This window comes from Stenotrophomonas maltophilia R551-3, from assembly GCF_000020665.1.
GTDB classification, from domain to species: domain Bacteria; phylum Pseudomonadota; class Gammaproteobacteria; order Xanthomonadales; family Xanthomonadaceae; genus Stenotrophomonas; species Stenotrophomonas maltophilia_L.
In genome coordinates this window covers 2,709,742-2,722,097 of the sequence record NC_011071.1, presented here as the reverse complement: position 1 = coordinate 2,722,097, position 12,356 = coordinate 2,709,742, and the positions used below count along the sequence as shown (strand labels likewise).

The window sequence follows — 12,356 nt, the reverse complement described above, 5'->3', positions numbered from 1 at the left end:
GGGCGATCCCGCCCCCACGTTGAAGCACCAACGTGTAGGATCGACCCATGGCCCGAGCCTTGCCCCGCACCGAACGCATTCCCCGCCTGAGCCGGCTCAGCTGGCTCATGGGCCTGTACGCGGAAAACTACCGGCACCTGGTGCGCCTGTTCGAACCGGCCGGGCTGGTGGCGGGCAGCTACATTTCCTCGATCGGCGACGGCCTGGATGTTCGCCTGGACGTGATCGAGTGCCACCGCTACACGGTGGAGCTGCGCCTGACCTACGACCTGGCCGATCCGGTCACCGGCGAGCCGGATCCCTCGGCCTATGTACGCCTGTACCGTGATGCGCGCCAGGCCGAGACCACCCACTGCTATGTCGGCCGCCGCTGGCAGGACACGATGGGCCTGTACCCGCCGCCGGCAGAGCTGATCAGCCACCGCATGCGGATGAACACCTTCCTCGGCAAGTGGCTGGAATACCTGGCCGAACGAGGCCACGGCGTCGCCACCCTGCGCCGCGATCCCGACGGCGCCAGCACGCCCGCCGAGCGCCGCCTGTCGCTGGTGCGCTGATCGGCCATAATCCACGGCTGACCTGCCGCTGGATGCTGCCATGCCGTATACCCCGATCGTCGCCACCCTGGGCTACGTGCTGTCGCCGGATCGTCGCCAGGTGCTGATGATCCATCGCAACACCCGTCCCGGTGACCACCACCTGGGCAAGTACAACGGCCTGGGTGGCAAGATCGAACCGACCGAAGACGTGGCCGCTGGCATGCGCCGCGAGATCGCCGAGGAAGCCGGGATCGACTGCATGGACATGCGCCTGCGCGGCACCATCAGCTGGCCGGGTTTTGGCAAGCATGGCGAGGACTGGCTGGGCTTCGTGTTCGTCATCGACAGCTTCGAAGGCACCCCGCACGGCGGCAACCACGAGGGCACCCTGGAATGGGTGGATGTGGACAAGCTCGACCAGCTGCCGATGTGGGAGGGTGACCGCAACTTCCTGCCGCTGGTGTTCGACGCCGACCCGCGCCCGTTCCACGGCGTGATGCCGTACAAGGACGGCCGCATGGTGAGCTGGGCGTACAGCCGGCTGTGAGGCGGCTCGCCGGGCATGGCCCGGCGCTACCCGAAGCGTTCGGAGCCGGCAGCGCCGGGCCATGCCCGGCGTGCATTACCGCCGTTGCGCCAGCAGCAGGTGGAAGTGCTTCTCGCGAACCTGCCCGTCATTGCCGGTCGCGGATTCCCGGTGGCTGCGCCAGGCCGAAACGCTGAAGCCGGAAACGCGCAGGGCCAGTTCCACCGCGTCCAGCTCATGCAGCTGGAAGTCGCTGGCAAATGGCAGGCTACGCATGAAGGCCGCGTCACCGAAGGCCAGGCACAGCCGGCCACCCCGGCGCAGCACCCGCGCCAACTCGTCGAGCACCGGCGCCAGGTGCGGCCAGAAGTACAGGGTATTGACCGCCAGCGCGGCGTCCATCGAGGCGTCGGCGACCGGCAGGGCATGGGCGTCGCCATGGCGCATCGCGGCACGCTCAGCCAGTCCGGCACTGGCCAGCCGCTGGTTGCCGGCCTCGACCATGGCCGTGGACAGCTCGATGCCCAGATAGTGGCTGCCGGAGGCCTGCAGCAGCTGCGGCGCGAATGCGGCGTTGCCCGGGCCGATCTCCAGGATCCGTTCACCAGCGGAGGCGGCCAGCAGCCCGATCGCGGCCTGGTTGAGTGCGCCGTTGCTGCGGTTCATCGCGTCGGCCACCTCCAGCGCAGCCTCGCCATGGGGCTGCCGCAGCTGTGCGGCCAGGGTAGGAGCATCCAGCATCATCATCGTCCGTTGCAGAGTTTCGGACGTGGCGGCGGCGGGTCCGCCGGTGACCATAGCGCCGACCCTGCGGCTTGGGAAGTAGGGAAACCCCGCTTCGGGGTGATGAGGAAATGTCCAGCGTCGCAGTCGGTGAGATCTGGTTGTCCACAGGGGGTGTGGATTACGCGTGGGCAACTTTGTGGATAAGCGCCGACAGGCGCCACCCCCCTAGGCTGTCAAGATGGGTGGCGAAAAATTCACCGCCGGTGAGGGCAGGTGAGGGAGCGGTGAAGGATGGTCCCTGCCGCCGCTGTCGCCAGCAGCGGTGCTCGCGGTAACCTGTGGGCCTTGATGCTCCGTGAGACTCCATGAAACGTCACTTCTCGATGCTGCGCGAATTCCAGCTGGCCGACTGGTTCACCCTGGCCAATGCTTTCTGCGGCACCGGTGCCGTCTTCGCTGCGATGCGCTTCCTGCAGGACGGCGAGCGCGGCTATCTGCTGTTCGGCATGGCGCTGATCCCGCTGGCCTTCATCTTCGATGCCCTCGACGGGCACATCGCGCGCTGGCGCAAGTCCAGCTCCACCCTGGGCCGTGAGCTGGACTCGCTGTCCGATGTGATCTCCTTCGGTGTGGCGCCGGCGGCGCTGGCCTATGCCTGCGGCATGCAGGGCGGCTGGGACTGGCTGGTGCTGAGCTACTTCGTCTGCTGTGGTGTCAGCCGCCTGGCCCGCTACAACGTCACCGCCGAGGCACTGGCCGGCGACGAGGGCAAGGTCAAGTATTTCGAGGGCACGCCGATCCCGACCAGCCTGCTGCTGGTGATCGTGCTGGCCATCGCCGCCGGCACCGGCGCCATCGGCCAGGACATCTGGTTCGGCCAGTGGCAGATCGGGCCGTGGCAGCTGCACCCGATGGTGCTGCTGTTCGCCCTGTCCGGGTCGCTGATGATCAGCAAGACCCTGCGCATCCCCAAGCCATGAGCCAGCCCTGCGGAGGCCTGCGATGACCAGCTCGGCCCACGACCCCGGCAGCAGCGATTTCGAGACCCTGGCCCGGCAGTACTTCGGCGCCTGGGGCGATGCCCTGCGTCATGCGTCCACCCCGGGTGCACCGGCCGGTGACGACCCCGGCAGCTGGCGGCGCCTGTTCGACTGGTGGGGCCAGCTGTTGCCAGAGCAGGGACAGGGCGCGCCGGAAGATGCCGTGCGCCGGTTCCGCGAACAGGCCGGCAGCTGGTACGGCACCATGCAGGAAGTGGCTGCGCGCTTCGCCGGCCGCGATGCCAGCAGCGCCGACGTGGCCCAGGCCTGGCGCGAGGCGGTGCAGGGGCAGGGCGATGGCATGCTGCAGTGGATGCTGCAGGGCGCCCGGGGCAGTACCCACGCAGGTGCCGCGGTGCCCGAATTTGCGGCGTGGCTGCAGCAGTTCCAGTTGCAGGCCGGCCCGTGGCTGCAGAGCCCGGCGTTCGGCCCCGGCCGCGAGCACCAGGCGCGCTGGCAGTCCCTGCTGCGTGCGCAGGAGGAATACCAGCAGCATTCACGCGCCTACGTCGATCAGATCAAGCAGGCACTGGACGAGGCCTTTGCGCTGTTCGAGCAGCGCCTGGCCGAGCACGAGCAGCCGGGCAGCCAGCTGACCAGCGCCCGCGCGATGTTCGACCTGTGGATCGAAGTGGCCGAGGAGGCCTACGCCAAGGTCGCCATGTCCGAACCGTTCCAGCAGGTGTACGCCTCGCTGGGCAACGCACAGATGCGCCTGCGCGCCGGCCTGCAGCGCGAGGTGGAACAGATGAGTGAACGTATCGGCCTGCCGACCCGGAGCGAGATGGACGCCGCACACCGCCGCATCGCCGAGCTGGAGCGCAGCCTGCGCCGCCTGCAGGCACAGGTGGCGGTGCTGGCCGGTACCGCCGAGGTGGATCCGGTGGCGCAACCGGCGCCGGCGAAGGTGAAGCCGGCCGCGCGCAAGGCCGCGAAGAAGGCGGCGCCCGCAAAGAAGGCGTCTGCGAAAAAGTCGTCCGCGAAGAGGGCCGCACCTCGTACCTCCACTCGGGCGCGTGACCGATGAAGGGACCGCTGGGCTTCAACGCCGATGACCTGATGCAGGAAACCCTGGCCATGCAGCGCAAGCTGATGGAAGGGCTGAAGCTGCTGCCGCAGGTCGAAGATGTTGATTACGGCGTGACCGCCCGCGAGGAGGTCTGGCGCGATGGCAAGGTGGTGCTGTACCGCTTCGTCGGTGAACAGGCGCCGACCCGGCGCACGCCGCTGCTGATCGTCTACGCGTTGGTCAATCGGCCGTACATGGTTGACCTGCAGGCCGACCGTTCGCTGGTGCAGAAGCTGCTGGCGCTGGGCCAGGACGTGTACGTCCTGGACTGGGGCTACCCGGACCGTTCCGAACGCTTCCAGACCCTGGAGGACTACCTGCTGCGCTACATCGATGGCGCGGTGGATGCGCTGCGCGCGCGCAGCGGTGGTCCGGTGGACATGCTGGGCATCTGCCAGGGAGGCGTGTTCGCACTCTGCTACGCCGCGCTGCGCCGGCAGAAGCTGGGCAAGCTGATCACCATGGTCACCCCGGTCGATTTCCACACCGCCGACAACATGCTCTCGCACTGGGCGCGGCAGGTGGATGTGGACCTGCTGGTCGACACGCTGGGCAACATCCCGGCCGAGCTGATGAATGCCAGTTACCTGATGCTCAAGCCGTTCCGTCTGAACGTGCAGAAGTACGTCGGCCTGCTCGACATCCTTGATGACAAGGCGGCGCTGGAGGATTTCCTGCGCATGGAGAAGTGGATCTTCGATTCACCGGACCTGGCGGGCGAGGCGTTCCGCGACTTCATCAAGCAGTTCTACCAGGGCAACGGGCTGATGTACGGCACGGTGCGGATCGGCGAAGAGGCGGTGGATCTGTCGAAGGTGACCCTGCCGGTACTGAACATCTACGCCGAGCAGGACCATCTGGTGCCGCCGGACGCCTCGCGCGCGATGCGTGGCCGACTGGGCACCGAGGATTACACCGAGTCCAGTTTCCGCGGCGGGCACATCGGTATCTATGTTTCCGGGCGTGCACAACGCGAAGTGCCGGCGACGATCGATGGCTGGTTGAAAGCGCGCGACGCGTAAAGCCGGTTTCTTTTTTTTTTGTAGAGTCGAGCCATGCTCGACTGCATGGAGGGTGATGATGTCGCAAAGGATTTCGATGCTGCTTGCTACGCTGCTGCTGGCTGCACCTGTTGCCCACGCTGCCCCCAGCCCGCAGGCGCAACGGGAGATCGCGCAGCTGATTTCCAGCCTGGACGGCTCCCAATGCCGTTTCCAGCGCAATGGCAGTTGGCACGACGGCAGCGATGCGCGGTCGCACCTGCAGCGCAAGTACGATTACCTGCTGAAAAAGAACATGGTGGACAGCGCCGAGCAGTTCATCGAGCGCGCCGCCAGCCAGAGCAGCATGAGCGGCAAGCCCTACCGTATCCAGTGTCCGGGGCAGCCTGAACAGACCGCGGCAGCCTGGTTCGGCGCACGCCTGCAGGCCCTGCGCCACCGCACGCCGTAGACATAGGGGCGGTGTAAAGTCGAGCCACGCACGACTGCTTTTCCCGTAGCCCAGGAGAACCGCCATGAACACCACGCCGCGCACGCTGTCGCGTTCATTGAACGACCGCATGATTGCCGGCGTGATGGGCGGCATCGCCCACCGCTTCGGCTGGAACCCCACGCTGGTGCGGATCGTGTTCGTGCTGGTCTCGATCGGCTCGGCGGCCTTCCCCGGCATCCTGGTCTACCTGATCCTGTGGCTGCTGATTCCCAACGAGGCCGATTGAAGACTCCCGTGACGCCCTGGCCGATCTGGCTGCGCGCGCTGCAGGTGCTGGGCGCGGTGTGGACGTCCCCCAATTCCCTGCTCGGCGTGATCGGCGGCCTGGCCGGCATGCTTGGCGGGGCGACGCTGCGTTGGAGCAGCCGTGACTGTGCGCTGGTGTTCGATCGCTGGCCGTGGGGACCAGGCGGGGCGATCACCCTGGGCAACGTGATCCTGCATACCGGCCATGACCTGGGTATTTCCTGCCGCACCTATGCGCACCAGGCGGGGTGGGGAGTGGAGCCGCTGATCCGGCTGGATGACCACGAACGCGCGCACGTCTACCAGTACATGGTGCTGGGGCCGCTGTACCTGCCGGTGTACCTGCTGTGCGGCGGGGTGAGTGCGCGTAACCCGTTCGAGCGTGCGGCCGATCATTTCGCCCGGTTCGGGCGTGGCTGGTGGCCGTAGTTTCCAGCCAACGGCGCAGCCCCTCGTGGCTGGCGATGTTTGGTCGCCAAATGCAAAACCGTCGCGCTGGACGGTCGGGTTGGGCTCGCGGGGGACGCCGTGAACCCGTCCATGGGGGCTTGGCCGCGGCATCCATGCCGCGGACACCCCCGCGAACCCAACCCGACCGTCCTCTGACAGATGGCGATGGCCTGCACCACCCACGGAGAAGAAAAAGAACAGCAGAAGCGGGTCGCGCGCTGCGCTTGCTTGTATAGAGCCGAGCCTGCGGTCGGCTTCGCGGACTGGCCTGAAAGCAGCCGAGCGTGGGCTCGGCTCTACAAAAAGCGGCCAGCCAGGCTGCTTTTGCTTTTGATCTTCTTTTTTCTTCTCCGTGGGTGGCAGACGCAGCAGAAATCTGTCAGCGGCCGGGTGGGTGGGGCTGGCGGGGTATCCGCGGCATGGATGCCGCGGCTAAGCCCCCAGGGACGGGTTCACGGCGACCCCGCCAGCCCCACCTACCCGGCCAGCCCACAGGAAACCGGCTTTCCGCGATCATCCCAAACCACCCACGAGGGGCTGCGCCGTTCGCTGGAAACCCCCGATTCGTTAGCCGGAGGTTAAAGATCCGTAAGCATTCTGCTGCGATCCCGCAGTCATCTGCATGCAACCGATCGTCATTAGCCTTCGTGACGTTCCAGTCAGGTTCGACGCGGTAAGCTCTTCCTCGATGAGCTCGCAGCATCGCTCATCGAGTGCAGTACGCAGTAGCAATTTGGAGGAAGACATCACATGGCAATCGTTCTTTATGTCGGTGGTAGCAAGGATGGCGAGAAGGGCGTGGTGCCCTACGGCTTCAGCAAATCCCGCGCCGACACCGCGCTGGGGCCGGAGTTCTACACGGAGCGGTTCATGGAACTGCAGGGTGTCGGCAAGGTCCGCCTGATGGCCCTGGAAAGCATGCGTGACGAGATCGTCATGCAGCGTGCCGCCCGCCACTACCGCTGACCTTCGCAACATGCGGCAGGGCGCGCCCACCATCGTGCGCCCGCGCCGGCATCCCAGCCCAGGGCCAGTCCGAGCCCTCTCTTCGCCAGGATGCCGGCGTCCAATCCGGTCCCGCCGCTGAACCTCGCCCCCTGTCAATGCCTTGTCCGGCTCCGTCGTGGATTGCCAGAATGGGGTCTTCCCGTACCGCGGCACAGACCTGAAGCAATGCACGACGCCAAGAACGCCCAGAGCGCGCTCGCCCAGCAGATCGCCCAGACCATCGCCGACGAGATCGGTGCCCAGTCCACCCAGGTACGTGCCGCCGTCGGCCTGCTCGACGAGGGCGCCAGCGTCCCGTTCATCGCCCGCTACCGCAAGGAAGTGACCGGAGGCCTGGACGACACCCAGCTGCGCAACCTGGAAACCCGCCTCACCTACCTGCGTGAGCTGGAAGACCGCCGCGCCGCCGTGTTGTCCAGCATCGGCGAGCAGGGCAAGCTCAGCGACGAGCTGCGCAACGACATCCTGGCCGCCGATACCAAGAGCCGGCTGGAAGACCTGTACCTGCCGTACAAGCCCAAGCGCCGTACCCGTGCACAGATTGCCCGCGAGGCCGGCCTGGAACCGCTGGCCGATGGCCTGCTGAACGACCCGACGCGGGACCCGCAGGTCTTTGCCGCTGGTTTCGTCGACACCGACAAGGGTGTGGCCGACACCAAGGCCGCACTGGAGGGCGCGCGCGCGATCCTGATGGAGCGCTGGGGTGAAGACGCCGCGCTGGTCGGTGAACTGCGCACGTGGCTGGGCGAGACCGGGGTGATCCGTGCCCGCGTGGCCGAGGGCAAGGAAACCGAAGGCGCCAAGTACCGCGATTATTTCGAACACGCCGAAGCGCTGGCGAAGATTCCGTCGCACCGCCTGCTGGCACTGTTCCGCGCACGCCGCGAGGAAATCCTGTTCCTGGAGCTGGACCCGGGCAGTGATGCCGAGGCTGGCCACCAGTACGCGGAAGGCCGTGTGGCGCGCAAGGCCGGCATTGCCGACCAGGGGCGCGCTGGCGACCGCTGGCTGCTGGATGCCTGTCGCCTGACCTGGCGCGCCAAGCTGCATACCCATCTGCTGCTGGACCTGTTCAACCAGGCCCGCGAAAAGGCCGAGGCCGAAGCCATCGCGGTGTTCGGTGACAACCTGAAGGACCTGCTGCTGGCCGCGCCGGCCGGCCCGAAGACCGTGCTCGGGCTGGACCCGGGCATCCGCACCGGCTGCAAGATCGCCGTGGTCGATGCTACCGGCAAGCTGGTCGCCACCGAGACCATCTACCCGCATGAGCCGCGCCGTCAGTGGGAGCAGTCGCTGCAGACCATCAAGCAGCTGTGCGCCAAGCACAACGTGGAACTGATCGCGATCGGCAACGGCACCGCCAGCCGCGAAACCGACAAGCTGGCCGGTGAGGCGATCAAGGCCGCGGCCAACCCGAAGCTGCAGAAGGTGGTGGTCAGCGAGGCCGGTGCCTCGGTGTACTCGGCCTCGGAGTTCGCGGCCAAGGAGTTCCCGGGCCTGGACGTGTCGCTGCGCGGTGCGGTGTCGATCGCGCGCCGCCTGCAGGACCCGCTGGCCGAGCTGGTGAAGATCGAGCCCAAGGCGATCGGTGTCGGCCAGTACCAGCACGACGTGGACCAGTACCGCCTGGCACGGGCGCTGGACGCACGCGTGGAGGACTGCGTGAACGCGGTTGGCGTGTACGTGAACACCGCTTCGGCCGCGCTGCTGTCGCGGGTGTCCGGCCTGTCGGCCACGGTGGCCGAGAACATCGTGCGCCATCGTGACGACAACGGCCCGTTCAAGCGCCGCAAGGACCTGCTGAAGGTGTCGCGGCTGGGCGAGAAAACCTTCGAGCAGTGCGCCGGCTTCCTGCGCATCGCCGATGGCGACGAACCGCTGGACGCGTCGGCGGTGCACCCGGAAGCCTACCCGGTGGTCGAGCGCATCGTGGCCAGCACCGCGCGCCCGATCAAGGCGCTGATCGGCGATGGCAGCTTCCTGCGTGGACTGAAGGCCGAGCAGTTCACCGACGCGACCTTCGGTGTTCCGACCGTGCGCGACATCCTCAAGGAAATGGAAAAGCCGGGCCGTGACCCGCGTCCGGAGTTCAAGGCGGCGCGCTTCGCCGAGGGCGTCGAGGACATCAAGGATCTGCGCGAGGGCATGGTGCTGGAGGGCGTGGTCAGCAACGTCGCGGCCTTCGGCGCCTTTGTCGATATCGGCGTGCACCAGGACGGCCTGATCCACATTTCGGCGCTCTCCGATACGTTCGTGAAGGATCCGCGCGACGTGGTCAAGGCCGGCGATATCGTCAAGGTGAAGGTGCTGGAGGTGGACGTGGCGCGCAAGCGCATCGCCCTGACCCGACGCCTGGACGACACCCCCGGCCAGGCCACCAGCCGCCCGGGCCAGCGCGACGAACGTAGTCAGGGCCAGGGGCCGCGTCGTGACGCAGGTGGCCAGAACCGTGGCCCCAACCGCAGCCCGGGCAATGGCGGCCGCGGCGGCCAGTCGGCGGCGCCGGCCAACAATGCCCTGGCAGAAGCCTTCGCCCGCGCCAAGCGCAGCTGAGGAGCGTGTCCCCCGTCACGGTTGATCCGGGGCGGGGGACTTGTCGATTTTCCCCGTGATTGCGCACACTTGCGCCTGAGGGGGGCGTGTGGCCTCCCCGCTGTCTCTGGGGAGGGCCATGACGCCAGCACGACCCGTCGTCTTCGTTGACGTCTGCAGCGCCCTGTTGCGGCCGGAGGCTGCCTGCGCGTCCCGGGGAACGGGTTGATGGCCGGCCAGGGAAGCAACGGCAACGGGCTGCTGGAGCGGCGCCTGCAGGAGCTGGCTGAAGAACGCCGCCGGCTGGCGATGATCATCGACGGCACCGCCGCCGGCACCTGGGAATGGAACGTGCAGACCGGCGAGATGCGGGTCAACGCGCGCTGGGCCGAGATCGTCGGCTACCGGCTGGAAGAACTGGAGCCGGTGTGCCAGAAGACCTTCCTGACATTGGTCCATCCCGACGATATCGCCCTGTCCGATGCGGCGCTCGAGGACCACTTTGAAGGCCGCAGCGACAACTACGTCTGCCTGTTGCGCATGCGCCACAAGAACGGCCAGTGGATGTGGATCCACGACCGTGGCCGCGTGTTCGAGTGGGATGGGCAGGGGCGGCCACTGTGGATGGCCGGTGCGCATGCCGATGTGACCGAACTGCAGCAGGCACGCCAGGATGCGGCCGAGACACGGCAGCGACTGCAGGCGGTGGTCGACGCCTCCGACGAGGTTGCGGTGATCGCCACCGATATCGACGGCACCATCACCCTGTTCAATACCGGCGCACAGCGCCTGCTCGGCTACACCGCCGAGGAGGTGGTTGGCCAGCGGCGCCTGGATGCGTTCCATGACCCGGACGAGCTGAGCGCCTGGCTGCAGCCGCTGGCGGACGACGACGGCGAGGTACCTGGCGTGTTCGAGGCGCTCAGTGCCCGTGCCGATGGGCAGACCTATTCGCGGCAATGGACGCTGCGTCGCAAGGATGGCCAGTCACGCCAGGTCCGCCTGTCGATCAGCCGCATGGATGGCGCCGACGGCGCGCGCATCGGCTACGTCGGCATGGCGATCGACATCACCGAGATCCTGCAGGCGCGCGCCGAAGCACGGCTGTCGGCGGAGAAGTTCGCCGGTGCGTTCACCTCGGCTGCACTGGGCATGGCACTGGTGTCGCTGGAAGGACGCTGGCTGGATGTCAACGACGCGCTGTGCCGGATCCTCGGCTATCCACGCGAAGAACTGCTGCAGGTGGATTTCCAGCGCCTGACCCATCCCGATGACCTGCAGACAGATCTGGCCCTGGTGCAGGACCTGCTGGCCGGGCGGCGCAGTCACTACCACCTGGAAAAGCGTTATCTCGATCGCGATGGAAAGGTGATCTGGGCGCGGCTGTCGGTGTCGCTGGTGCGCAGCGAACGCGGCGAGCCTGTGCATTTCGTGTCGCAGATCCAGGACATCAGCGCCCAGCGCAGCAGCGAGCAGCGCTTGTTCGAAAGTGAGCAGCGCAGCCGCATCACTCTTGATGCGGTCGCCGACCTGGTGCTCAGTGTCAGCCTCGATGGCCGCATCGACTATGCCAATGCGGCTGCGGTGCGTACCTTGGCCGGTGATGGCGCGCTGTCGCTGGCTGGGCACAAGGTGCAGGACGTGCTGGCGTTGACCACCGAGTACGCGCCTGGATCGGTGCTGGATGTCTCGGTGCTGCTGGATCCGGAAAGCAACGCAGTGGACCTGCACGCCGACCTGCTGTTGCGGCTGGGCACGGCGACCATACCGGTGGACCTCACCCGCGCCTGGCTTCGCGATGACGAAGGCCGGGTGCGCGGCGCGGTGTGGGTACTGCGCGACGATACCCAGCAGCGTGCACGCCAGCGCGAGGCGCGACACCTGGCCGAAATCGACCCGTTGACCGAGCTGAGCAACCGCCGCGGCTTCGAGGTGCACCTGCAGCAGGCGATCACCCGTGTCGAGCGCACGGGCCAGGCCGCGTCGTTGATGTACATCGACCTGGATCGCTTCAAGCCGGTCAACGACACCTGGGGCCACCTGGCCGGCGATGCGGTGCTGTGGGCGGTGGCCAGCGTGCTGCGCCATGGCGTGCGCGATTCGGATGTGGTGGCACGGCTGGGGGGGGACGAGTTCGCGGTGATCCTGTCCGGCTGTACGCCGCGGCGTGCCGCGCGTATCGGCGGCGAACTGCTGCATACCCTGGCGTCGCTGTCGATTCCATGGGACCAGGACCGCCTGCATGTCGGGGCCAGCATCGGCATCGCGCCGCTGGCTGGCGGCATGAGCGTGGACCAGGCGGTGGCTGCCGCCGACGCCCAGTGCTACCGGGCCAAGGCGATGGGACGCAACAACGTGCAGGTGCAGGGTGAGGCCAGTGAGCTGCCCGGCGACGACGCGGATGCGGCCGAAGGCTGATCTCAGCCTGTGAGAGGACGCGCGCGAATACTGCGCGCACATCCACTCATGCAGGTGATCCCATGAAGGTCTGGAACCCGGTTGCGATGCGGGCCTACGCCCCGGCGATGGTGGGCTGGTGCCTGGCGCTGGCGGCCTGCCTGCGTCTGGAAGAGGTGCGCGACGATCTGCACGCGCAGGCATTGCTGCCGGTCCTGCAGGGCGGTGCCATCGCCCTGCTGGTGTTCACGCTGTCCTGTATCGGCGGGGCCAGCATCGTGTTGTGGCGGGCGGGCAGGAAGGAGGCAGGATGATGGGACTGGGAGCGT

Annotated in this window: 13 protein-coding genes; 12 read left to right on the top strand and 1 reads right to left on the bottom strand. The window is 67.3% G+C overall.

Annotated features, from left to right (window positions below; all coding sequences use genetic code 11):
• The first annotated feature begins 47 nt into the window (after nt 1-47).
• Together SMAL_RS12330 and SMAL_RS12325 are read left to right on the top strand one after the other, a co-directional pair.
• Complete coding sequence (locus SMAL_RS12330) at nt 48-557, top strand: DUF1249 domain-containing protein (RefSeq protein ID WP_006374079.1); 510 nt, start codon at nt 48-50, stop codon at nt 555-557.
• A gap of 40 nt (nt 558-597) precedes the next feature.
• The gene (locus SMAL_RS12325; protein WP_012511421.1) at nt 598-1,086 is read left to right on the top strand and encodes an NUDIX hydrolase; all 489 of its coding nucleotides are present in this window, start codon (nt 598-600) and stop codon (nt 1,084-1,086) included.
• A 75-nt stretch (nt 1,087-1,161) separates the two neighbouring features.
• Here SMAL_RS12325 and SMAL_RS12320 read toward each other — a convergent pair whose 3' ends face one another.
• Nucleotides 1,162-1,812, bottom strand: a complete 651-nt coding sequence (locus SMAL_RS12320; RefSeq protein ID WP_012511420.1) for a class I SAM-dependent methyltransferase — start codon at nt 1,810-1,812, stop codon at nt 1,162-1,164.
• 344 nt (nt 1,813-2,156) lie between these two features.
• On the opposite strand from SMAL_RS12320, the gene SMAL_RS12315 reads away from it, so the two are divergent.
• The 10 genes from SMAL_RS12315 to SMAL_RS12270 all read left to right on the top strand — a co-directional run bounded on the left by SMAL_RS12315 (nt 2,157) and on the right by SMAL_RS12270 (nt 12,341).
• A complete protein-coding gene (locus SMAL_RS12315) occupies nt 2,157-2,771 on the top strand; it encodes a CDP-alcohol phosphatidyltransferase family protein (RefSeq protein ID WP_012511419.1) in 615 nt (204 codons plus the stop codon).
• 22 nt (nt 2,772-2,793) lie between these two features.
• Nucleotides 2,794-3,858, top strand: a complete 1,065-nt coding sequence (gene phaE / locus SMAL_RS12310) for a class III poly(R)-hydroxyalkanoic acid synthase subunit PhaE (RefSeq protein WP_012511418.1) — start codon at nt 2,794-2,796, stop codon at nt 3,856-3,858.
• Nucleotides 3,855-4,922, top strand: a complete 1,068-nt coding sequence (gene phaC, locus SMAL_RS12305; RefSeq protein ID WP_006374020.1) for a class III poly(R)-hydroxyalkanoic acid synthase subunit PhaC — start codon at nt 3,855-3,857, stop codon at nt 4,920-4,922. The genes phaE and phaC overlap by 4 nt, the downstream gene beginning before the upstream one ends.
• Nucleotides 4,923-4,980: 58 nt before the next feature.
• Entirely contained in the window at nt 4,981-5,352 is a 372-nt protein-coding gene (locus SMAL_RS12300; RefSeq protein WP_006374019.1) for a YfeK family protein, read from the top strand.
• A gap of 64 nt (nt 5,353-5,416) precedes the next feature.
• Nucleotides 5,417-5,620 (top strand): PspC domain-containing protein, encoded by a 204-nt coding sequence (locus SMAL_RS12295; RefSeq protein WP_006374017.1) that lies wholly within the window; start codon nt 5,417-5,419, stop codon nt 5,618-5,620.
• Nucleotides 5,617-6,069 (top strand): hypothetical protein, encoded by a 453-nt coding sequence (locus SMAL_RS12290; RefSeq protein ID WP_006374015.1) that lies wholly within the window; start codon nt 5,617-5,619, stop codon nt 6,067-6,069. The genes SMAL_RS12295 and SMAL_RS12290 overlap by 4 nt, the downstream gene beginning before the upstream one ends.
• Before the next feature lie 771 nt (nt 6,070-6,840).
• Nucleotides 6,841-7,056 carry a hypothetical protein gene (locus tag SMAL_RS12285; RefSeq protein ID WP_006374014.1) on the top strand — a complete coding sequence of 72 codons (216 nt, stop codon included), beginning with the start codon at nt 6,841-6,843 and terminating at the stop codon, nt 7,054-7,056.
• A 207-nt stretch (nt 7,057-7,263) separates the two neighbouring features.
• Entirely contained in the window at nt 7,264-9,651 is a 2,388-nt protein-coding gene (locus tag SMAL_RS12280; RefSeq protein ID WP_012511416.1) for a Tex family protein, read from the top strand.
• A 207-nt stretch (nt 9,652-9,858) separates the two neighbouring features.
• Nucleotides 9,859-12,048 carry a PAS domain S-box protein gene (locus SMAL_RS12275; protein ID WP_012511415.1) on the top strand — a complete coding sequence of 730 codons (2,190 nt, stop codon included), beginning with the start codon at nt 9,859-9,861 and terminating at the stop codon, nt 12,046-12,048.
• Between the two features lie 62 nt (nt 12,049-12,110).
• Entirely contained in the window at nt 12,111-12,341 is a 231-nt protein-coding gene (locus SMAL_RS12270) for a hypothetical protein (protein WP_006373937.1), read from the top strand.
• Nucleotides 12,342-12,356: the final 15 nt, after the last annotated feature.

What these genes read in the sequence shown, in the direction of transcription:
- SMAL_RS12330 (WP_006374079.1), top strand. Translation starts at nt 48, where the DNA reads ATGGCCCGAGCCTTGCCCCGCACCGAACGCATTCCCCGCCTGAGCCGG.
- SMAL_RS12325 (WP_012511421.1), top strand. Translation starts at nt 598, where the DNA reads ATGCCGTATACCCCGATCGTCGCCACCCTGGGCTACGTGCTGTCGCCG.
- SMAL_RS12320 (WP_012511420.1), bottom strand. Translation starts at nt 1,812, where the DNA reads ATGATGATGCTGGATGCTCCTACCCTGGCCGCACAGCTGCGGCAGCCC.
- SMAL_RS12315 (WP_012511419.1), top strand. Translation starts at nt 2,157, where the DNA reads ATGAAACGTCACTTCTCGATGCTGCGCGAATTCCAGCTGGCCGACTGG.
- phaE (WP_012511418.1), top strand. Translation starts at nt 2,794, where the DNA reads ATGACCAGCTCGGCCCACGACCCCGGCAGCAGCGATTTCGAGACCCTG.
- phaC (WP_006374020.1), top strand. Translation starts at nt 3,855, where the DNA reads ATGAAGGGACCGCTGGGCTTCAACGCCGATGACCTGATGCAGGAAACC.
- SMAL_RS12300 (WP_006374019.1), top strand. Translation starts at nt 4,981, where the DNA reads ATGTCGCAAAGGATTTCGATGCTGCTTGCTACGCTGCTGCTGGCTGCA.
- SMAL_RS12295 (WP_006374017.1), top strand. Translation starts at nt 5,417, where the DNA reads ATGAACACCACGCCGCGCACGCTGTCGCGTTCATTGAACGACCGCATG.
- SMAL_RS12285 (WP_006374014.1), top strand. Translation starts at nt 6,841, where the DNA reads ATGGCAATCGTTCTTTATGTCGGTGGTAGCAAGGATGGCGAGAAGGGC.
- SMAL_RS12280 (WP_012511416.1), top strand. Translation starts at nt 7,264, where the DNA reads ATGCACGACGCCAAGAACGCCCAGAGCGCGCTCGCCCAGCAGATCGCC.
- SMAL_RS12275 (WP_012511415.1), top strand. Translation starts at nt 9,859, where the DNA reads ATGGCCGGCCAGGGAAGCAACGGCAACGGGCTGCTGGAGCGGCGCCTG.
- SMAL_RS12270 (WP_006373937.1), top strand. Translation starts at nt 12,111, where the DNA reads ATGAAGGTCTGGAACCCGGTTGCGATGCGGGCCTACGCCCCGGCGATG.